Here is a 19494-nt window from a genome sequence, read left to right on the forward strand (position 1 = left end):
TCGGGCTTCTCTGATCTGTAGAGGGCTCGACGTTGATTCGACTGACCGATTACATCGCTGATTTTTCCCGTTCGCCGCTGGCACCCTGGGTGGATCTTGCGCCGTGGGAGTTGGTGACCCAGGCGCCGGAAATCGTTCGCAAATTGCTGGCGGGGCTTTCTGATGATGACTATGAGATTCATGACGAGATTGCCGTGCACCGTACTGCGGTCGTGGAGGCGGGCGCTGTTTTGAAATCGCCGCTGATCATCGGCGCCCACTGTTTTATCGCTGCCGGTGCCTACCTTCGCGGCGGTTGCTGGGTGGATGAATATTGCATCTTCGGACCGGGTGCAGAGCTCAAGACATCCTTTGTCTTCAGCGGCAGCAAGTTGGCGCATTTCAACTTTGTCGGTGATTCGGTATTGGGCCGCGGGGTTAACCTGGAAGCCGGCAGTATCGTGGCCAACTACCGGAACGAGCGTGACGACAAGGAAGTGCAGGTGCGCATTGACGGGCAGTTGCAGCGCACCGGCTGTGACAAGTTTGGCGCGCTGCTTGGGGATCAGTGCCGGGTGGGAGCCAATGGCGTGCTGGCGCCGGGTGCGGTGCTCGGTTCAGGTCGTGTGGTGGGGCGCGGTCAACTGTTCGATGGAGAAGTGGGCAACGGTTAGTCGAAAAGAACGTGGTACGCCGGCAGGTTATTAAATAGAATGAATCTCATTTGAGACTGACTCGCGCCGCGCAGGTTACTTGCCATGAATGATGCTGTAGTGCCGACGCACCTCGCTGAACCCAGCCTTCACACGTTCTATCGCGACCACCGCAGCTGGCTCGAAAGCTGGCTGCGGCGCCGCTTGGGCAACGCCTGGGATGCGGCCGACCTGAGCCAGGACACGTTCCTGCGGGTGCTGGCCAGCGCGCAGCCGATTGCGCAATTGCAGGAGCCCCGGGCCTATCTGGTGACGGTGGGCAAGCGCTTGCTGGTGAATTTTCACCAGCGGCGCAGTCTGGAACGGGCGTATCTCAATGCGTTGATGCAGTTGCCGGAGGCTTGCGTGCCGTCGCCGGAGCAACGCTGGTTGCTGCTGGAAACCCTACAAGCCCTGGATGAATTGCTCGACGGTTTGCCGGCGGTGGTGCGCCGCGCGTTTCTCTGGAGCCAGCTGGAAGGACTCGGCTATCGGGAGATTGCCGAGCGGCTCAAGGTGTCCGAGCGTACGGTCAAGCGCTACATGGCCCAGGCTTACGAGCATTGCCTGCTGGTGGAACTGTGAGCCGTGCTGCGCCGGATCTCGCCCGGGCGGCGGCGCAATGGCTGGCGTTGCTGGAATCCGGCAGCGCCACCGAACGTGATCACGCCCGCCTGCAGCAGTGGCGTGACAGCCATCCCCAGCATGAGCAGATCTGGCAAAAAGCCCAATCGCTGCGCCAACGGTTTACCGACTTGCCGCCAGCGTTGGCCATGGCCAGCCTTGATCGTCCGCAACCGGGACGGCGTGCAGTACTCAAGCGTGCCTTGGGTGTCGCCGCGTTGTTGCCAACCGCGTGGTTGCTCAGCCGGCAATTGCCTATCGACGTGTGGCGCGCCGACCTGCACACCGCCACTGGCGAACGCAAGCGAGTGCCGCTGTTGGATGGCAGCAGCCTGCAACTGAATACCGCGAGCGCGGTGGACGTGGATACGGCCCGGCGCCGTGTGACGCTGGTGGAAGGGGAGATGGCGTTGACGGTGCCGGGGGCTGGTGCGCTGACGGTGCAGACGCGTTATGGCCAGGTGATCGTCAGCCAGGCTGAAGTGTGTGTGCGGCAGTTGTCTTCCGGGTGTTTGGTGTCGGTGTTGAAGGGCGCGGTGCAGGTGCAGGACCTGCGTGGGCAGGTGGCGACATTGCAGGGGGGGCAGCAGGCACGGTTGCAGGCGTCGGGGATGGGCGCTGCGGTGGGGTTTGATGCGTTGCAATTGGGTTGGCGCGACGGTGTGCTGACTGCGCAGAACCAGCTGTTGGGTGATTTTTTGCGGGAGCTGGAGCGGTATCGGCCGGGTGTGCTGCGCTGGGACCCGAGCCTTGAAGCGCTGCGGGTCACTGGGAGTTTTCAGTTGGCCGATACCGATCGAATTCTTGCGTTGCTGGCGTCGACGATGCCGCTGCAAGTGCAGTCCCGTACGCAGTATTGGGTGACGTTGACGCCGCGTAAATCGGCTGCTTGATGCGATCCTTGTGGGAGCGGGCTTGCTCGCGAAGAACCTGAGAGCGCCGCGTTGAATCAGGATGCCCGCGTCATCGTTAACGACCTTCGCGAGCAAGCCCGCTCCCACATTTGAACCGTGCCCGCTTTAGCTTTTGATTTTGGGCGGACTCAACACGTGCCTTTCAGATCACATGCGCCCGCTGCAGCTCAGTCAACGCCAGTGCCTTGAGCCGCGCCAACTGCGGATCCCGCCGATCCCGCGGATGCACCAGCTCCACCGCCAGCTCCTGGCGAATACTGCTCGGCCGGTTATCCATCACCAACACCCGGTCACTCAGGTACAGCGCCTCGTCCACATCGTGAGTCACCAACAGCAGGGCGATCCCGTGGTGCTCGGCCAATTGCAGCAGCAGGTCCTGCAGCTTCATGCGGGTAAACGCATCCACCGCGCTGAACGGTTCGTCCAGCAACAGCACCTGCGGCCGTGAATACAGCCCGCGAGCAATCGCCACCCGTTGCGCCATCCCGCCAGACAACGCCTTGGGCAACGCCTGGCCAAAACCCGTAAGCCCCACCTCATCGATCAACTGCGCGACCCAGGCCTTGTCATAGCCATCGTCATCGCTGAAACCAATGTTTTGCTCCACCGTCAGCCACGGCATCAGGCGTGGCTCCTGAAATACAAACGCGACCTCACCACCGCCTTGCAACAGTTCCCCCTGATAGTCCTTTTCCAGCCCGGCGACGATCCGCAGCAAGGTGCTTTTGCCGCAGCCACTGGGGCCCAGCAAACTGACGGCTTCCCGCGGCTGCAAGGCCAAATGGACGTTGGTCAGCACCGTCGTTGCGCCGAAGTTTTTCCGCTCGACGCGAATGTCCAGTAGCGCTTCACTCATGCTCAATTCTCCGGGCCTTGGCCGTTGAAGGTATCGCGCCAGGCCAGGCAGCGTTTTTCCAGGGCCGCCAACAGGCCGTCGCTGATCTTGCCCAGCAGCGCCAGCACGATGATCGCCGCCAGCACAATGTCAGGCCGTGAGGTTTCCCGGCCGTCGCTGAGCAGGTAACCCAGGCCCTTGGTCGCGGCGATCAACTCGGCCGCCACCAGGAACATCCACGCCAGGCTCAGGCCGCTGCGCAAGCCGGTGAACAGGCCGGGCAGGGCGGCAGGCAACAGGATGCGACGCACCAGGCGCGTGCGGCTGAAGCCATACATCTGCCCGACTTCCACCAGCTTGCGGTCGATGTCGCGAATGGCCGCGACGCCATTGAGGTACACCGGGAAGAACGCGCCGATGGCAATCAGCACGATCTTCGAGGTCTCATCAATGCCCAGCCACAGCAGCAACAGCGGCACCCAGGCCAGGCTCGGGATAGAGCGCAGGCCGGCGAAGGTTGGTTCCAGGTACGCCTCGGCCTCGCGGCTCAAGCCGACCCAGGCGGCAAACACCAGAGCCAGGCCGGCGCCGATGGTGAACCCCAGCAGCACCCGCAACAGGCTGGCGCTGATGTGTTTCCACAGCGCGCCTTCGGCGAGGTCGGTGAGGGTCACGGCGATCTCGCTGGGCGCCGGCATCTGGTAGGACGGCAGCCAGCCGATGCGCACCACCACTTCAAGGATCACCAGGATCAACACCGGCAACGCCAGGCCCTTGAGCCGCCGCGGCCAGGCGCTGCGCTGCACGGTGAGCGTTGGCGCGAGTGCGACGGGCAGGGTTTCGCTTTTGCTGCTCATGACGCTCCCCTTATGGACGAGGCAAAGCCTGGCCAAAGCTTGGGTCGATCAACTGGTCGATCACCTGATCCACATTCACCCCACGGCGCACCAGTTCTTCCGACACCAGGATCGGCGCGGCCGCCTTGGACGACACCACGTCCTGGGCAGTGAGCAATGGGCTGCTAAGGTCGGTACGCGACAATTGCAGCTTGGCCACGTCCAGGGGCAGGCCGGATTCGTCGGCCAGCAGCTTGGCGAATTCGTCGGGGTGTTTCACCGCCCAGTTGCGGGCTTTTTCATAGGCACCGAGCACCTTGGCGACGGTCTGTGGATGCTCCTTGGCGTATTTGTCGGTCACGCTGACCACGCCGTAGCTGTTGAAGTCCTTGTTGCGGTACAGCAGGCGCGAACCGGCCTGGATTTCGCTGGCGGCCATGTGCGGGTCGAGACCGGCCCAGGCATCCACATCACCTTTCTCCAGCGCGGTACGGCCGTCCGGGTGTTGCAGGTGCACCAGCTCCACGTCGTCCTTGCTCAGGCCGGCTTTCTGCAGGCTGCGCAGGGTGAACAGGTACGGGTCGGTGCCTTTGGTGGCGGCGATTTTCTTGCCCTTGAGGTCGCTGACGCTGTTGAACGTCGAGTCCTTGCGCACCACCAGTGCAGTCCACTCGGCGCGGCTGTACACATACACCGACTTGATCGGGCTGCCATTGGCCCGGCTGAGCACCGCCGACAGGCTGGCGGACGAGGCGAAGTCGACGCCGCCGCTGTTGAGGTATTCCAGGGAACGGTTGCTGCCCTGGCTCAACACCCAGCCGACCTTGGTTTGCGGCAGCGCTTCTTCAAGCCAGCCGAAGTGCTTGAGCACCAGGCTCACCGGGGAGTAGTAGGCGTAGTCCAGGTTGACTTGCGCAGGGTCGGTTTCCGCTGCTTGGGCCAGGGGTTGCAGGCTGAAGGCGAGGGCGCAGGCGCCCAACAGGGTATTGAAGAAGGGTTTCATGGAACAGCTCCGGACAAGGCGGGATAAGAGAAGGCTTTTCTTATATTTAGAAAATTCATATGGCATGTTCCATCATGCGTTATAGGAATATGCAGTCTCTGTGCCAGCGTCTTTGCAGGGCAGGGCAACACCCTGGCGTAGCAGCTGTCGAGCCCAAGCGAGGCTGCGTTCGCGGTGTGTCAGACAGACCGCTGACGCAGTATCGCTTGGGCTCGACAGCTGCTACGTGGGGAGTGGTTGGGAGTGGGGAGGCGGGCACTTTGTTGAATCACTGTTGGCTGTGCAACAGCTTGCATATGTTTTTATGGAATAAATAAAGAGTTATATATTCCTTTTGTTGGTTTCACGAATAGGGCACTTTGAGTGCCTGCGCATTCGTGCGGATTGACCCAACCGACCAAAGGAAAGCCGACATGACCATTAAAGCGATCAACGTGCGCAACCAGTTCAAAGGCGTGATCAAGGAAATCCTGATCGGCGAAGTGGTGTCCGAGATCGACGTGCAAACCGCGTCGGGGATCGTGACGTCGGTGATTACCACACGCTCGGTGCGTGACCTGGAATTGAAGGTGGGCAGTGAAGTGATTGCCTTTGTGAAGTCGACTGAAGTGTCGATCGCCAAGCTGTAAACCCGAGTCCAGTTGTGAACCCAATCCAAATGTGGGAGCGGGCTTGCTCGCGAAGGCGGTGTGACAGTCGACATCTACAATGACTGATCCAGCGCTTTCGCGAGCAAGCCCGCTCACACATTTTGTTTTGCATACAGCCGTTGGAGGGTTAGTTGAGCCGAGGCCCGCCTCCCGATGGCCGGGACCCAGGCTTCTCATCCGAAGCATCCGGCAGTGCCTTGGGCGTTTCGCTTGGGTCCTTGTAGTCCTTGTGCAAATCCCCATCCAGCCGGTTGCTCGACGAGCCGCCGCTTTGTGGTGTGGAGTCGAAATGCTCCCACTCCGATTGCTGGAAGCGGAACAGGCTGTCATCGGTCGGCGTGTCGCGGCCGTGGTAGTGGTGGATCTCGTAGTGGGCGTATTCGACCTTGTCGGCCCAGTTGTCCTGCAGCAAACCGTCGCCGGCCAGGTCGCGGTACCAGTCGTTTTCCTTCTCGGTAGCCTTCTGTTTTTTATTGTGGTCGACGAAGTAACCGATGATCCCGCCTACCACCGCCAACACCACGCCCACCAGGAACAGCGGCCCGGTCAGCGCCGCCGCCGTGCCTGCGCCAAACAGCGCCGCCGCACCCAATACCCCGGCCGACGCGCCGAACGCACCGCCCGCCACTTGCAAGCCACCTGCGGCCTGAGCCAACGGGTCTTTGCTGTCCACGCCGCTTTTGATCGCCAGGGCGCCGAGCACAATGTCGGCAAAACCACCGGCAATGTCCGTCGCCGGGCCCAACACCTTGATCACGGAACCGGCGATCTTCGCCGATTGGGAGGCGCCAAGCTTGGCCGCACCGGCTGCCTTGAGGCCGTCATCCAGGTGAGTGGCGAGGCCTTCGGTGGCTTCGGTTACCGCCTTGTCGCCCTCGCCAAACAGCTTGGCCACGCCGTCGTACTGGCTGTCGGGAACCGCGTCCAGGGCCGCAGCGATTTCCTTGCTGACCTTTGAGTCGATTTCGGTGGGCTTGCTGAAGTCGATGACTTTGCCGGCCGCACCTTCCTTGCCCCAGATTTCCGGCAGGGTCTTGTCCAGGCCGAGGAAGTCCACCAGGCCGCCCTTGCCCAGGGCTTCGCCGATCTTGTCACCGAGCTTGACGAAGTGGCTGGCGCCGCCGGCAAAACTCAGGAAGTCCTTGGCGATGGTCATGCGTTGGGCCGGGGTTTCGCCGAGCTTGCCGCCTTTGCCCACCAGTTGGTAAATCCCCGAGAACAGGCTGACGCCGGCGCCCATCGAACCGAGGATGCCTTTGCTGTTGAGGGTGTTGAACACCTCGCCGAGCATGCCGCGATCCGCCACCGGGATATACGGTTTGCTCAGGGCGGTTTTCACGTCGGCTTCGCTGATGGTGCCGCTGTTCTTGTAGACGTCGCCGAGTTCTTCCAGGGCCTTGGTCACGGCCGAGGATTTCTCCTTGCCTTCCAGGCCCTCGTTGAGGAATTTCTCCAGCACTTCCTGGCTGCGGCGCGGCAGGTCCAGCAGGTTGCCCTTGAGCACGCCCTTGAGCAGGCCGAACAGGTCCTTGGTGGCCAGTTCCTTGTTGTCGTCGGAGATCTTGCTCGGGTCCGAGAGAATCTCGTTGAGGTCGGTGGTGAGGCCGTCGGCCTGGATATTCTGCGCGGCCTTGGTGGCGGCTTCCGGGTCGAACAGCGACAGCGAGGTCAGGGTGTTGCTCAGGTCTTGCTGGGCTTCGTGGCTCTTGCCCTGTTTTTGCAGGTCCTTGAGGTACAGCACATAGTCGGGGTTGCTGGTCAGGTCGAGAAGCTTCTGCTTGATCTCGTCCTTGTTGGGCAGGTGACTGATGGCGTCGTCCATCTTGGTCTTGTAGTCGGCCTGCACCGTCGGGTCCTTGAACAACTCGCCGATCTGCTCCTGCACCGCCTTGCCGTCGATGATGTCGTGCATGTCGGCGGAGGTGAGCTCGGTCTGCTTGTCATCGAACTCGCGCCAGGTGGTGTTGAACGGGCGCTTGGATTCTTCGTAGCCGGTGATGCCATGGCCGTTCTGGTAGGCGGCCTGGGCTTCCAGGGCGCGGACCAGTTTGGCCCGTGGGTCGTCTTTGGGAATCGAGCCGTCCTTGACGCCGGCGCGGTAGGTGTCGATCAGTTCGGTGGTGGCCAGTTCGCTGACGCTCTGGGTCGGCGACTTGTCGTCGTCCTTGTCGGCATGCACGCCGGTGTCGAGGTTGAGCACGTCGAGCTCATCGTTGCTCGGCAGGTTGTACTTGGCGCGGGTCTCGTCGACGGTGCCGGCGCTCCAGGCTTCCCATTTCGCCACCACTTCGTCGTAGAGCTGCGGGCTGAGCTCCTTGGAGACGATGACCTTGCCTTCGCTGGTTTCATAGCGGATCAGGCCGTCCCCCAGCTCGTCGGGGGAACCGAAGGTGATCTCGGTGTTCTTCAGGAAGTCATTCGGCCCGGCCAGCTTGTAGCCGGCGTCTTCACTGGAGTGGATCTTGCTCCAGGTGTCCTGGGCGGTGGCCACGCTCTTGAATAGTTCCGGGCTGACGTCGGCCGATACGACGACCTTGGTGCCGTCTTGGGTTTCATAGGTCAGCACATTGCCTTGCTGGCCTTCGATCCAGCCGAAGCCCTTGTAGTCGTTCAGCTCCGGCGCCTTGGTATTGGCGTCTGCCAGGGTCGAGCCGTCGTTGAGCGCGGACTCTACGGCGGCCTTTTTGTCGGGGTTGGTGTAGACCTCGTGCAGGCCTGCCAGGTAGTCGAACAGCTTGGGATTGTCGTCGCGGGCCACGACCATTTTCTGACCGTTGCTTTCAAAGCGGATCAGGCCGGGGCCGACTTCATCCTTGGGGCCGACGGTGGTGCCGGCGTAGGGCGGCCACACTTCGTTGTCGCTGGCGCGCTTATAGCCGGCGTCTTCGCTGCTGCCCAGGCCGGTGAAGCTTTCATAGGCTTCCTTGGCTTTCTGGAAGGCCTCGGGGTTGTCGCGCTGGCTGATGACGAATTTGTTGCCGTCCTGGGTCTCGTAGCGAATCACGCCGGGGCCGGTTTCGTCGGGCGGGCCGAGGGATTTGTAGTCGCCGAGCTTTTCCGGGGCCGTGGCGTCGCCGCCCAGGCGCTGGTAGCCGGCGGCTTCGCTGGCGTTGACGCCGGAGAGTGCCTTGAAGTCGGCGCTGACTTGCTTGAACAGCTCGGGGCTGTCTTTTTCGCTGACGATGACTTTCTTGCCGTCCTGGGTTTCATAGCGGATCAGGCCGGGGCCGACTTCGTCCGCCGGGCCGATGGCCTTGTAATCCCCCAGAGTGGTGGGCGGTGCGGCGTCCTTGGCGGCCAGTTCATAGCCTTGTTCCTTGCTGGCAGCGAGCCCTTGCGCGGTTTTGTCGCCGGCCTCCACCTTCTTGTTGTTGGCGCTGTTCTTGAGCAGCACGTGGAACGCCGCGCCGGACTTGGGCGGTGTGAGAGGAAGGGCTTTGGGGGCGGTCGAGCGGTTGAGCGGCTGGGTCGTCATGCCATGGAACTCCTGCTGTTACCGGTGGGACGAATCGGCAAAAACAGTAACAGCAGGGGTTCGGCGGTCGTTGCGAAAAGTTGTGAATTGCGCCTTAACGGTGACGCAGGCTGCGTTCCAGGCGGGCGATGCCTTCTTCCAGCATGGCCCGTGGGCAGCCGAAGTTCAGGCGCACGAATTGCTGGCTGTCATCGCCGAATTCAATCCCGGCGCTCAAGCCGACCCTGGCCTGTTCGAGGAAGAACCGTTGCGGGTCGTCCAGGCCCAGGGCGCTGCAATCCAGCCAGGCCAGGTAGGTGCCTTGAGGCGCATGCATGACCACGCCGGGCAGGCGGGTTTGCACGGCGTTCAGCAGGTAATCGCGGTTGGCTTGCAGGTAGGCCACCAGCGCCTGCAGCCAGTCGCCGCAGTCGCTGTAGGCCGCACGCGTGGCTTCCAGGCCCAGGGGGCTGACGCTGTCGACCATGCCGCAGCGGGCTTGGTTGAAGCGCTCGCGGATCTCGGGATTCTGGATCACCGCGAAGCAGGTCTTCAACCCGGCGACGTTATACGCCTTGCTCGCCGACATCAGGGTGATGGTGCGCTGGGCAATCTCGGGGCTGAGGCTGGCGGTGGGAATATGCCGGCGGCCGTCAAAGCACAGCTCGGCGTGGATTTCATCGGAGACGATCAGCGCACCCTGGTCCAGGCAGGCGCTGGCCACGGCCAGCAGTTCCTCACGGGGGAAGACCTTGCCCATCGGGTTGTGCGGGTTGCTCAACAGCAGCGCCCCGGCGCCGGTGAGGGCTTCACGCATTGCCGGCAACGGCGTGAGGTACTCGCCTTCGGCGCTCAGCTCAAATGGCACTTCGATCTTCGGCAGGTTCCAGTGGCCGGGCGCCAGGCGGATCGGGCGATAGTTGGGGGTTTGCAACACCACCGGTTGGCCGGGCTGCACAAATGCGTGCAGCGCCATGTTGAAACCAGGCTCGACCCCCGGCAGGAACAGCAACTCATCCGGCTGTACACGCCAGGCGTACTTGGCCCACAGGTCGGCGACGATCGTCTCGCGCACGCCATCGCAGGCCACGCTGTAGCCGAGGATCTGTTGACCGAGGCGCTGGTGCAGCGCCTGAAGCACAGCCGGTGGTGCGGCGATGTCCATGTCGGCAATCCACATCGGCAGAACGTCTTGCGGGTAACGACTCCACTTGGTGCTGCCGGTGCCGAGGCGGGAGTGGATCGTGTCGAAATCAAAGCTCATGGGTGGCTCGTATCAGGGAGGCGGGCGTAGAAATGGCGCTGATTCTAGCGCCATTAATTTTACGCGCCAGCGCTGATTGCCGCCCGGGCGCCCGCTTGCCGGTCAAATGCCTCGGCCAACTGCGTGTGGGCCTGTTCCAGGCTGCGCTGCACGGCGGCTTCGCCACGCACCATGGCCCCCAGATAGACGAAATCCACCGCGTGAATGCCCACGGTTCCAAGGATCGCCTGCAGGTAGGGCGTGAGGAAGTCGGGCTCGCGGTTTTTTCGCGAACTGCCGGAGCTGACCAGTACAAAGGTGCGCCGGTCCTTGAGCAAGCCGACTTTCTCAAACTGCGGATTCACCGTGAAACTGCGGTGGATGCGCACCACATGGTCGATCCAGCACTTGAGGGCCGCCGGCACCGTGAAATTGTGCACGGGGGTGCAGATGATCAACAGGTCACAGGCTTCCAGCTCGACAATCAGTTGCTCGGAGCGCTCGGTTGCCGGGCCGCTCAGGCCGCCGGGCGTGGTCAGGGCGTTGGCGTATTCCCGGGTCAGCGCCGGCAGGGCCTGGCCGCTGTAGTCGCGTTCGACCACTTCGGCCTCGGGTGCCTGTTCGCGGAGCAGGGCGCGGGCCAGGCGGAAGGTCTGGGCGGCCTTGCCGTGGGGGCTGAAGCTCAGTAGCAGGGCGCGGGTCATTGGCCGAGGTCCTGTGAAAAGTGCATCCCCAGTGGCAGCAGGCCCTGGCGAAAATAGAAGCGTTGGGCCAGGGCCATGTGCATGCCGGTGTCCAGCACCAGGTAGCGATAGCCCAGGCGGCGGGTGTGCTGGCGTACCTCGTCCAGCAGGTGCGCACCCAGGCGTCGGCGTTGCAGGGAGGCGTCCACCACCAGGTCATCGACGTAGATAAAGCGCCCATACAGCAGGTTTTCCGTCAGGCGATAACCGGCCAGGCCCAGCACCTGGCCGTTTTCCCGGGCGGCCAGCAGGCGGTAGCCGGTTTCGCGCTGGCGCTGGATCTGCTGGACGAAGGCGTGCGGGCCTTCGAGCTTTGGCCGCAGTTGCTGCATAACGGCAAAGCAGGCCAGGCAGTCGGCGTCGCTTTCGATGTGCACAAACTCAACAGAGTCATTCATGGTTGCCGTGCTCCATGTGCGCTTTTACGGCGGCAGGGACTTTGCGAAAGCTGATGGCGACGCGGTTCAGGGCGTTCATCAGGGCGATAGCCAGGGTCAGGTCGGCAATTTCCTTGTCATCGAAGAGGGCCTTGGCCTCGGCATAGTGTTCGTCCGGCACCTCGGTTTGTGCGACCTGGGTGACCGACTCGGCCCAAGCTAACGCGGCGCGTTCACGCGGGCTGAACAACGGCAACGCTTCGCGCCAGGCGGCCAGCAGCATCAGCTTTTCCAGGCTCACGCCCTGTTTGAGCAGGTCGCGCGAATGTGAGTCCAGGCAGTAGGCGCAGCCGTTGAGTTGCGAGACCCGCAGGTACACCAGGTCAATCAATTCCTTCTCCAGGCCGCAGCCGTGGATGTAGCTGTGCACCGAGCCAAGGGCCTTGTAGCCGACGGGCGCCGCCAGGGCGTAGTCGAGACGGTGTTGCATGGGGTGCTCCTTGTTTCGTGAAGTGATGCCGTCAGTGTGGCGGCCGGGTCGCCGGCTCAATAGGGCCAAGAATGGACAAGCGGGTTGGGACAAGATCAGACTTCAGGGCTGATTCACTGTGAGCCGGATAACCATGTCGTCACTGCCCAAATACCAGGAGATCTACCGGCGCTTTCGCCAGGCCATCGACCAGGGCCAACTGCGCCCCGGTGAGCGGGTGCCGTCGGTGCGCAGCCTGGCCCAGGAACTGAAGGTGGCCCGGGGCACGGTGGAGACGGCCTACCAGTTGCTGGTGAGCGAAGGGTTCTTCCTGGCGCGGGGCCAGGCGGGAACAGTGGTGGCCGAGGCGCTGCCGCAGCGCTCGATCAAGTCGTTGCCGGTTGAACCCGAACCCGTGGCGCCGGCGTCGGCCCCGCGCCTGTTGCAGTTGGGCTTGCCGGCGCTCGACAGCTTTCCGCGCAAGCTGTGGGCGCGGCTGGTCACCCGGCAAGTGCGCCGAGTCGATGTGAACAGCCTGGCCATGGGCGATGTGCGTGGCGCCCGCTCGCTGCGTGTGGCGATCGCGCAATACCTGGCGCTGTACCGGGGCGTGGAGTGTTCGCCGGAGCAGGTGTTCGTGTGTGCCGGTTACTCGGCGTGCCTCGCGCTGGTGTGTGATGCGCTGCAGATGGCCGGCCAGCCATGCTGGTTCGAAGACCCGGGCTACCTGCATGCGCGGCAACTGCTGCTGCACCTGGGGGTGCAGTTGGTCCCGGTGCCGGTGGACCACGACGGGCTTGATGTGGAGGAGGGCATACGGCGTGCGCCCGGCGCCCGGCTGGCGATTGTCACCCCGGCCCACCAGAGCCCGCTGGGGGTGGCCCTCGGTACTGCGCGGCGCCATCGCTTGCTCGATTGGGCACAGGCCCACGGCGGCTGGGTGGTGGAAGACGACTACGACAGCGAGTTCCGCTATAAGGGCCAGCCCCTGGCCGCGCTCAAGAGCCAGGACACGGCCGACCGGGTGATCTACTCCGGCAGTTTCAGCAAGATGCTCTTCCCGGGGCTGCGCCTGGGTTATCTGGTGGTGCCTCGGGCGCTGCTCCCGGCCTTTGAGGCCAGCGCCGGCGTGCTGCAAAACCGCAGCGCCGAATTGTTGCAAGCCACCACGGCGGACTTTCTCGACCAGGGCCATTTCACCCGCCACCTGAAAAAAATGCGCCAGCTCTACACCGTGCGGCGCGGCTTTCTGGTGGAGGCACTGGCCAGTCATTGCGGGGCGCTTTTGCAGGTGGATGAGCAGTCCGGCGGGATCAACCTGCTGGCGCGGCTGCGGGTGGACGTCTGCGATCAGGCCGTCGCTGCGGCCGCCGCACGTGCCGGGCTGGGGATACAGGCCGTGTCGGGCTGGAGCATCGAGCCCGGCGGTCAGCAAGGCCTGTTGATGGGCTTCACCAACCTGGCGACTCGCCAGCAAGCGGTGGAAGCGGCGCTGGTGTTGCGCGAGGTCATCGACGGCGCTTTATGAACACCGGTTGAACATCTTCATTCGCCACATCGGCCCCGAGCTTCTACCCTGAAGGCATAGCCCTCAGGACGCCAAGCGCTCATGTACAAAGACCTGAAGTTCCCGGTTCTGATCGTACACCGCGACATCAAGGCCGACACCGTTGCCGGCGACCGCGTCCGGGGCATCGCCCGGGAGCTTGAGCAGGAGGGCTTCAGTATCTTTTCGGCGGTGGACTACGCCGAGGGTCGCCTGGTGGCTTCGACCCATCACGGCCTGGCCTGCATGCTGATTGCCGCCGAGGGGGCCGGGGAAAATACCCATCTGATGCAAAACATGGTGGAGCTGATCCGCCTGGCGCGGGTGCGGGCGCCAAACCTGCCGATCTTCGCCCTCGGTGAGCAGGTCACCCTGGAAAACGCCCCGGCCGATGCCATGAGCGAGCTGAACCAGTTGCGGGGCATTCTTTATCTGTTTGAAGACACCGTGCCGTTTCTTGCCCGGCAAGTGGCCCGTGCGGCTCGCGCCTACCTGGATGGCCTGTTGCCGCCATTCTTCAAGGCCCTGGTGCAGCACACGGCGGATTCCAATTATTCCTGGCACACCCCCGGTCACGGCGGCGGCGTGGCCTATCGCAAAAGCCCGGTGGGGCAGGCGTTTCATCAGTTCTTCGGGGAAAATACCCTGCGTTCGGACTTGTCGGTGTCGGTGCCGGAGCTCGGCTCGCTGCTGGACCACACCGGCCCGTTGGCCGAAGCCGAGGCGCGGGCAGCGCGCAACTTCGGCGCCGATCACACCTACTTCGTGATCAATGGCACTTCCACCGCCAACAAGATCGTCTGGCACTCGATGGTGGGCCGGGATGACCTGGTGCTGGTGGACCGCAACTGTCACAAGTCGGTGTTGCATTCGATCATCATGACCGGCGCCATCCCGCTGTACCTGTGCCCGGAGCGCAATGAACTGGGGATCATCGGGCCGATTCCCCTGAGCGAGTTCAGCCCCGAGTCGATCCGCGCCAAGATCGACGCCAGCCCGCTGACCCGAGGCCGACCGGCCAGGGTCAAGCTGGCGGTGGTCACCAACTCCACCTATGACGGCCTGTGCTACAACGCCGAGCTGATCAAGCAGCAACTGGGCAACAGCGTCGAGGTGCTGCACTTCGACGAAGCCTGGTACGCCTACGCGGCGTTTCATGAGTTCTTCGCCGGGCGCTACGGCATGGGCACCTCGCGCACGGCCGACAGCCCGCTGGTGTTCACCACGCACTCCACCCACAAGCTGCTGGCGGCGTTCAGCCAGGCGTCGATGATCCATGTGCAGGATGGCGGCGTGCGCAAGCTGGACCGCGACCGCTTCAACGAAGCGTTCATGATGCATATTTCCACCTCGCCGCAGTACAGCATCATCGCCTCCCTGGATGTGGCGTCCGCAATGATGGAAGGGCCGGCGGGGCGTTCCTTGCTGCAGGAGATGTTTGACGAAGCCCTGAGCTTCCGCCGTGCCCTGGCCAACCTGCGCCAGCACATCGCCGCTGAAGACTGGTGGTTTTCCATCTGGCAGCCGCCGCTGGTGGCGGGCATTGACCGGGTGGTGACCGCAGACTGGCTGCTGCAACCCCAGGCCGACTGGCATGGCTTTGGCGATATCGCCGAAGACTACGTGCTGCTGGACCCGATAAAAGTCACCCTGGTGATGCCTGGCCTGAATGCCGGCGGGGCTTTGAGCGAGTGCGGAATTCCCGCTGCGGTGGTCAGTAAATTCCTCTGGGAACGTGGGCTGGTGGTGGAAAAGACCGGGCTGTATTCGTTCCTCGTGCTGTTTTCCATGGGCATCACCAAAGGCAAGTGGAGTACCCTGCTCACCGAACTGCTGGAATTCAAGCGCAGTTATGACGCCAACGTGAGCCTTGCTGTGTGTTTGCCATCGGTGTTTCAGCAGGGCCCGGCGCGGTATCAGGGATTGGGTTTGAAGGATCTGTGCGACCAGTTGCACAGCTGTTACCGCAGCAATGCCACGGCCAAGCACCTGAAGCGGATGTACACGGTACTGCCGGAAATCGCGATGAAACCGGCCGACGCCTATGACCTGTTGGTCAAGGGCGAAGTCGAGGCGGTGTCCATCGACGCTTTGCCAGGTCGGGTCGCAGCGGTCATGCTGGTGCCTTACCCGCCGGGCATTCCGTTGATCATGCCGGGTGAGCGCTTTACCGAATCGACTCGCTCGATCATTGATTACCTGGCGTTTGCCAGGACGTTCGATAGCAGTTTCCCCGGCTTTGTTGCCGATGTTCATGGACTGCAACACGAAGATGACGGCAGTGGTCGTTGTTACACCGTCGACTGCATCAAGGGTTAAGGATGTTTATGCAAGCTGTAATGAACCCGAAGTACCCGGGCCTCAGTGTTCGGGTGGCTGACGAAGGATTTGACGCCTACGTGTGGGGGAACGACTTCAGCTTTGAAGTCAACGCCTACGGCAAGCCGGAAATGGGCAAGCGCGTCGACCAGTGGGCGGTGGAGCGTATCGTGCCGTACCGCAAATGCTACGGCATCGACCCCGAGGAGTTCGCCAGCTTCCGTGACGCGGCCGACAGTGCGGTGTTCATGGCCTACCTCGATGACCGGCCCGTGGGGCATATCGTGGTCAGCACCAACTGGAACGGCTTTGCCCACGTGGATGAACTGGCGGTGGTCTTGCCCGCGCGGCGCCACGGGGTGGCCAAGGCGTTGCTGGACGTGGCGCAGTTCTGGAGCCGCAAGAAGAACCTGCCGGGGATGATGCTGGAGACCCAGAACAACAACCTCGGTGCCTGCCGGCTGTATGAGCGCTGCGGGTATGTGATGGGCGGGATCGACCACCTGCGCTATCGCGGGATTGATCCGCAGACGCGCGAAGTGGCGATTTTCTGGTATCGGTTGTTCAAGACAGAATTGGAAGCAGTCTGAGCTGCACCGATCAACTGTAGGAGCCGTCGAGCCCCAGCGAGGCCGCGATGGCGGTGTGTCAGGCAACCTCTTTATCGACTGTGCCGCCGTCTTCGCAGCCTCGCTGAAGCTCGACAGCTCCTACATTCGATTTGCGCAACCCAAGTACTTGCGACCGAACACACAACTCCCAGACTTCCCCCGATCCCCTGTGGGAGCCGTCGAGCCCCAGCGAGGCCGCGATAGCGGTGTATCAGGCAACCTCTTTATCGACAGTGCCGCCGCCTTCGCAGCCTCGCTAAAGCTCGACAGCTCCCACATTCGATTTGCGCAACCCGAGTGCTTGCGACCGAGCACACAACTCCCAGACTTCCCCCGATCCCCTGTGGGAGCCGTCGAGCCCCAGCGAGGCCGCGATAGCGGTAGGTCAGGCAACCTCTTTATCGACTGTGCCGCCGCCTTCGCAGCCTCGCTGAAGCTCGACAGCTCCCACATTCGATTTGCGCAATTCAAGTACTTGCGACCGAACACACAGCTCTCAGACTTCCCCCGATCCCCTGTGGGAGCCGTCGAGCCCCAGCGAGGCCGCGATGGCGGTGTGTCAGGCAACCTCTTTATCGACTGTGCCGCCGCCTTCGCAGTCTCGCCAAGGCCCGACAACTCCCACATTCACGGCAATGTGCTTGTCAGCAGGTTTTCAGCCTTCTCGGTGACAATCTCAAGCAGCGCATTCAAGGCGGGCGATGGCTCGCTGCCCTTCAGGGTCAACGCATACAAGGTCACCACAATCGGCGGTGACAACGGGCACGCATCCAGCCCGGCTTCCCGTGCTCCGCTGGCGGTGAACGGGTCGACAATCGCCAGGCCTTCCCCGGCTTCTACCATGCTGCGCATCATCTGGTACGTCTGTACCCGCGTTTGCACCACCGGCAGCGGGCGCAGGGCTTGCAGTTTGCTGTCCAGCAGGCGACTCAGCGGGTCCTGGCCTTCAAGGCCGATCATCGACTGCCCGGCCAGCTCCTGTAGCGCAATGTATTTCTGCCGCGGCTTCAGCCAGCCATGGGGCGCGAGCAATTGCAGCTTGCCGTGGGCCAGCGGTTGGCTGTGGATTTGCGGATGGTCCGGGTCGTGCAGGCTCAGGCCGAGGTCGGCTTCGTGCAGCAGCAGGCTTTTGACGATATCCCGGGTGGAATGGCTGGAGAGGTTGCACGGCGTGTCTTGGAAACGTCGGCGCAGCACGGCGATCGCCTGGGGCAGCAGTTGATTGGCCAGCGGCGGGGTGCACAGTGCGCGCAAGGGCGGGGCATGGTGGTGCTTCAGGCTGCTGGCCAGGCGTTGCACCGGCTCAAGGGCTGCATAGAGGTGGGCGATTTCGGCCTGCAGCTCAAGGGTTTCCCGGGTGGCCTGCAAGCGTCCGCGCACACTGGCGAACAGCATGAAGCCCAATTGCAGCTCGGCATCCTTGAGGGTAGCGTCCACATCGGCCACGGGCAGTTGCAACCATTCGGCGGCGGTGCCGAGGTGTCCGGTCTGTAAAATCGCTTGAATGACTTCGATATGACGTAAACGCATGGCCGGAGTCTATGTTCAGCGCGACGTGGATTCAATGGCTCAGGCCCGGGCGTGGAAAAAAGACCCGCCACGGCAGCGCCCCAACTAGACTTGCACGATCAAGTCCCTTGGCGCCTGCAACCAGCAGGTCATACAAAGGGCGTATCAACCAGAGGATCCACGGGGGAGCCTTATCGATGCTCGGTAAAACAGACACGCGCGGGTTTTCGTTGTGGGACCTGCTGGTGGTGGTGCTGGTGGTCGGTGTGTTGGCGGTTGCGGTGGGGCCGCGGATCTTCGGCGACGTGACCCAATCGGAAATCGCCACGGCCAAGGTCCAGTTGAAAGAGCTGGGCAAGGCGGTCGAGCAGTTTCATCAGGATGTAGGGCGTTATCCTACCGACGACGAGGGTCTGGCGGTGTTGACGGTTCAGCCAGCGGGAGAAGGGAAGTGGCGGGGCCCCTATCTCAAGGATCAGGACATGCTGACGGACCCTTGGGGCGTGGCCTATCAGTACCACTATCCTCCCAGCCAGGCCAAAACCAACTTTGATCTGTTCTCGTTCGGCAAGGACCGGACACTGGGAGGCGTCGGCGATAATGTTGATATCGCCTATGGGGAATAACGTTTTATGAAGCGTGGATCGTGGCGGATTCGCGGGTGATGATAGTGCCCGACTGAATCAGCCTGAACTCATCGCCATCCAGTTTTTCTACGCGGTCGCCAATGGCCAGCTTGTAGGTGGTGGTGGGCGCCGAGCCAGCCAGGCCGTCGAGGGGCGGGTTGGATTCCTGGAACTCATGCACCGAATAAACGCGACCTTCCGCGTCTCTGGCATGGAACTGTCCGACAAGTACTGCTGCCATCTGTTTAGAACCTCTGGAGATAAACACTCGATTTGCGGTTCTGTAGACCGTAGGAGAGCGGGGTAGTTTACCTATTGAAAAAAAATACTATTCGTTGACTTTTTCAGACATTACTTACAAATCCATCTGCGGTGTAAACGTCCCTGGGGATTGCAAAAACGCGCTGGTGATAGCGTCGCGCAGGCTCTATAACTACAAACTCCTTAAGTCAGAAATCGGGAAACCCCAATGAGCAAGGTCTACACGATTGCCGTACTGGTCGGCAGCTTGAGAAAAGAGTCGATCAACCGCAAGGTCGCCCTGGCACTGGCCGAGTTGGCGCCCGCCAACCTCAAGTTGAACATTGTCGAAATTGGCGATTTGCCGCTCTACAACGAGGACATCGACGGTGCTGCACCGCCGGCAGCCTACAGTACTTTCCGTCAACACGTGCGTTCATCCGACGCGGTGTTGTTTGTGACCCCCGAATACAACCGCTCCGTGCCGGGTGTATTGAAGAATGCGATTGACGTCGGTTCACGTCCTTATGGCCAAAGTGTCTTCAGCGGCAAGCCGGGTGCGGTGATCAGTGTGTCTCCCGGAGCCATCGGCGGTTTTGGGGCCAATCACCATTTGCGCCAGTCGCTGGTGTTCCTCGATGTGCCGTGCATGCAGCAGCCGGAAGCCTACCTGGGCGGTGCGGGCAGCGTGTTCGATGAGTCGGGCAAGGTCTCGGAAAAGACCAAGCCGTTTTTGCAGGCGTTTATTGATGCCTACGGCAAGTGGGTGGAAAAGCAAAGCGCATAAGTAACCTGTAGGAGCGAGCTTGCTCGCGAAGAACGTC

Annotated in this window: 19 protein-coding genes; 9 read left to right on the top strand and 10 right to left on the bottom strand. The window is 62.3% G+C overall.

The window, feature by feature from the left end; all coding sequences use genetic code 11:
- Positions 1–32 precede the first annotated feature (32 nt).
- The 3 genes from C0058_RS15775 (at position 33) to C0058_RS15785 (ending at position 2188) form a co-directional block, all read left to right on the top strand.
- Positions 33–653: an LpxA family transferase gene (locus tag C0058_RS15775; RefSeq protein ID WP_003216998.1), complete on the top strand. Its 621-nt coding sequence runs from the start codon at positions 33–35 to the stop codon at positions 651–653.
- A gap of 84 nt (positions 654–737) precedes the next feature.
- A complete protein-coding gene (locus C0058_RS15780; RefSeq protein WP_102369032.1) occupies positions 738–1256 on the top strand; it encodes a sigma-70 family RNA polymerase sigma factor in 519 nt (172 codons plus the stop codon).
- Positions 1253–2188 carry a FecR domain-containing protein gene (locus tag C0058_RS15785; protein WP_102369033.1) on the top strand — a complete coding sequence of 312 codons (936 nt, stop codon included), beginning with the start codon at positions 1253–1255 and terminating at the stop codon, positions 2186–2188. The genes C0058_RS15780 and C0058_RS15785 overlap by 4 nt, the downstream gene beginning before the upstream one ends.
- Positions 2189–2351: 163 nt before the next feature.
- Here the strand turns inward: C0058_RS15785 and C0058_RS15790 are convergent, their stop codons facing one another.
- The 3 genes from C0058_RS15790 to C0058_RS15800 are packed head-to-tail and all read right to left on the bottom strand — an operon-like array spanning position 2352 to position 4883.
- Positions 2352–3065: an ABC transporter ATP-binding protein gene (locus C0058_RS15790; RefSeq protein WP_102369034.1), complete on the bottom strand. Its 714-nt coding sequence runs from the start codon at positions 3063–3065 to the stop codon at positions 2352–2354.
- 2 nt (positions 3066–3067) lie between these two features.
- Positions 3068–3901 carry an ABC transporter permease gene (locus tag C0058_RS15795; protein WP_087693846.1) on the bottom strand — a complete coding sequence of 278 codons (834 nt, stop codon included), beginning with the start codon at positions 3899–3901 and terminating at the stop codon, positions 3068–3070.
- Between the two features lie 10 nt (positions 3902–3911).
- Complete coding sequence (locus C0058_RS15800; protein WP_102369035.1) at positions 3912–4883, bottom strand: aliphatic sulfonate ABC transporter substrate-binding protein; 972 nt, start codon at positions 4881–4883, stop codon at positions 3912–3914.
- A 413-nt stretch (positions 4884–5296) separates the two neighbouring features.
- Between C0058_RS15800 and C0058_RS15805 the strand changes: the two genes are divergently transcribed.
- On the top strand, positions 5297–5512 hold the full coding sequence (locus C0058_RS15805; protein WP_003217010.1) for a molybdopterin-binding protein: 216 nt from the start codon (positions 5297–5299) through the stop codon (positions 5510–5512).
- A gap of 148 nt (positions 5513–5660) precedes the next feature.
- On the opposite strand, the gene C0058_RS15815 is transcribed toward C0058_RS15805, so the two are convergent.
- From C0058_RS15815 to C0058_RS15835, 5 genes are all read right to left on the bottom strand, one after another.
- The gene (locus C0058_RS15815; RefSeq protein ID WP_102369037.1) at positions 5661–9008 is read right to left on the bottom strand and encodes a hypothetical protein; all 3348 of its coding nucleotides are present in this window, start codon (positions 9006–9008) and stop codon (positions 5661–5663) included.
- Between the two features lie 94 nt (positions 9009–9102).
- Positions 9103–10251 (bottom strand): MalY/PatB family protein, encoded by a 1149-nt coding sequence (locus C0058_RS15820; RefSeq protein WP_102369038.1) that lies wholly within the window; start codon positions 10249–10251, stop codon positions 9103–9105.
- Between the two features lie 59 nt (positions 10252–10310).
- The gene (locus tag C0058_RS15825; RefSeq protein ID WP_102369039.1) at positions 10311–10934 is read right to left on the bottom strand and encodes an FMN-dependent NADH-azoreductase; all 624 of its coding nucleotides are present in this window, start codon (positions 10932–10934) and stop codon (positions 10311–10313) included.
- Complete coding sequence (locus tag C0058_RS15830; RefSeq protein WP_102369040.1) at positions 10931–11371, bottom strand: GNAT family N-acetyltransferase; 441 nt, start codon at positions 11369–11371, stop codon at positions 10931–10933. The genes C0058_RS15825 and C0058_RS15830 overlap by 4 nt, the downstream gene beginning before the upstream one ends.
- Positions 11364–11840, bottom strand: a complete 477-nt coding sequence (locus C0058_RS15835; RefSeq protein WP_003217021.1) for a carboxymuconolactone decarboxylase family protein — start codon at positions 11838–11840, stop codon at positions 11364–11366. The genes C0058_RS15830 and C0058_RS15835 overlap by 8 nt, the downstream gene beginning before the upstream one ends.
- A 133-nt stretch (positions 11841–11973) precedes the next feature.
- Between C0058_RS15835 and C0058_RS15840 the strand changes: the two genes are divergently transcribed.
- The 3 genes from C0058_RS15840 (at position 11974) to C0058_RS15850 (ending at position 16274) form a co-directional block, all read left to right on the top strand.
- Entirely contained in the window at positions 11974–13347 is a 1374-nt protein-coding gene (locus tag C0058_RS15840; RefSeq protein ID WP_102369041.1) for a PLP-dependent aminotransferase family protein, read from the top strand.
- An 81-nt stretch (positions 13348–13428) separates the two neighbouring features.
- Positions 13429–15684, top strand: coding sequence for an arginine/lysine/ornithine decarboxylase (locus tag C0058_RS15845; RefSeq protein ID WP_087693840.1), 2256 nt, complete (start codon positions 13429–13431; stop codon positions 15682–15684).
- Positions 15685–15704: 20 nt separating this feature from the next.
- Positions 15705–16274 carry a GNAT family N-acetyltransferase gene (locus tag C0058_RS15850; protein ID WP_003217028.1) on the top strand — a complete coding sequence of 190 codons (570 nt, stop codon included), beginning with the start codon at positions 15705–15707 and terminating at the stop codon, positions 16272–16274.
- Between the two features lie 648 nt (positions 16275–16922).
- Here C0058_RS15850 and C0058_RS15855 read toward each other — a convergent pair.
- Positions 16923–17825, bottom strand: a complete 903-nt coding sequence (locus tag C0058_RS15855; protein ID WP_102369042.1) for a LysR substrate-binding domain-containing protein — start codon at positions 17823–17825, stop codon at positions 16923–16925.
- Between the two features lie 176 nt (positions 17826–18001).
- Between C0058_RS15855 and gspG the strand changes: the two genes are divergently transcribed.
- Complete coding sequence (gspG, locus tag C0058_RS15860; protein ID WP_102369043.1) at positions 18002–18430, top strand: type II secretion system major pseudopilin GspG; 429 nt, start codon at positions 18002–18004, stop codon at positions 18428–18430.
- Between the two features lie 4 nt (positions 18431–18434).
- On the opposite strand, the gene C0058_RS15865 is transcribed toward gspG, so the two are convergent.
- Positions 18435–18671 carry a hypothetical protein gene (locus tag C0058_RS15865; RefSeq protein WP_003209248.1) on the bottom strand — a complete coding sequence of 79 codons (237 nt, stop codon included), beginning with the start codon at positions 18669–18671 and terminating at the stop codon, positions 18435–18437.
- Between the two features lie 228 nt (positions 18672–18899).
- Here C0058_RS15865 and C0058_RS15870 point away from each other — a divergent pair, with 228 nt between their 5' ends.
- Positions 18900–19457, top strand: coding sequence for an NADPH-dependent FMN reductase (locus C0058_RS15870; RefSeq protein ID WP_076013377.1), 558 nt, complete (start codon positions 18900–18902; stop codon positions 19455–19457).
- Positions 19458–19494: the final 37 nt, after the last annotated feature.

This window comes from Pseudomonas sp. NC02 (assembly GCF_002874965.1).
Taxonomy (GTDB): Bacteria; Pseudomonadota; Gammaproteobacteria; order Pseudomonadales; family Pseudomonadaceae; genus Aquipseudomonas.

Bases quoted from the DNA above. Each gene is read 5' to 3' on its own strand.
- C0058_RS15795 (WP_087693846.1), bottom strand. From the start codon at position 3,901: ATGAGCAGCAAAAGCGAAACCCTGCCCGTCGCACTCGCGCCAACGCTC.
- C0058_RS15830 (WP_102369040.1), bottom strand. From the start codon at position 11,371: ATGAATGACTCTGTTGAGTTTGTGCACATCGAAAGCGACGCCGACTGC.
- C0058_RS15835 (WP_003217021.1), bottom strand. From the start codon at position 11,840: ATGCAACACCGTCTCGACTACGCCCTGGCGGCGCCCGTCGGCTACAAG.
- C0058_RS15805 (WP_003217010.1), top strand. From the start codon at position 5,297: ATGACCATTAAAGCGATCAACGTGCGCAACCAGTTCAAAGGCGTGATC.
- C0058_RS15815 (WP_102369037.1), bottom strand. From the start codon at position 9,008: ATGACGACCCAGCCGCTCAACCGCTCGACCGCCCCCAAAGCCCTTCCT.
- C0058_RS15865 (WP_003209248.1), bottom strand. From the start codon at position 18,671: ATGGCAGCAGTACTTGTCGGACAGTTCCATGCCAGAGACGCGGAAGGT.
- C0058_RS15800 (WP_102369035.1), bottom strand. From the start codon at position 4,883: ATGAAACCCTTCTTCAATACCCTGTTGGGCGCCTGCGCCCTCGCCTTC.
- C0058_RS15820 (WP_102369038.1), bottom strand. From the start codon at position 10,251: ATGAGCTTTGATTTCGACACGATCCACTCCCGCCTCGGCACCGGCAGC.
- C0058_RS15780 (WP_102369032.1), top strand. From the start codon at position 738: ATGAATGATGCTGTAGTGCCGACGCACCTCGCTGAACCCAGCCTTCAC.
- gspG (WP_102369043.1), top strand. From the start codon at position 18,002: ATGCTCGGTAAAACAGACACGCGCGGGTTTTCGTTGTGGGACCTGCTG.
- C0058_RS15845 (WP_087693840.1), top strand. From the start codon at position 13,429: ATGTACAAAGACCTGAAGTTCCCGGTTCTGATCGTACACCGCGACATC.
- C0058_RS15850 (WP_003217028.1), top strand. From the start codon at position 15,705: ATGAACCCGAAGTACCCGGGCCTCAGTGTTCGGGTGGCTGACGAAGGA.
- C0058_RS15825 (WP_102369039.1), bottom strand. From the start codon at position 10,934: ATGACCCGCGCCCTGCTACTGAGCTTCAGCCCCCACGGCAAGGCCGCC.
- C0058_RS15870 (WP_076013377.1), top strand. From the start codon at position 18,900: ATGAGCAAGGTCTACACGATTGCCGTACTGGTCGGCAGCTTGAGAAAA.
- C0058_RS15855 (WP_102369042.1), bottom strand. From the start codon at position 17,825: ATGCGTTTACGTCATATCGAAGTCATTCAAGCGATTTTACAGACCGGA.
- C0058_RS15790 (WP_102369034.1), bottom strand. From the start codon at position 3,065: ATGAGTGAAGCGCTACTGGACATTCGCGTCGAGCGGAAAAACTTCGGC.
- C0058_RS15840 (WP_102369041.1), top strand. From the start codon at position 11,974: ATGTCGTCACTGCCCAAATACCAGGAGATCTACCGGCGCTTTCGCCAG.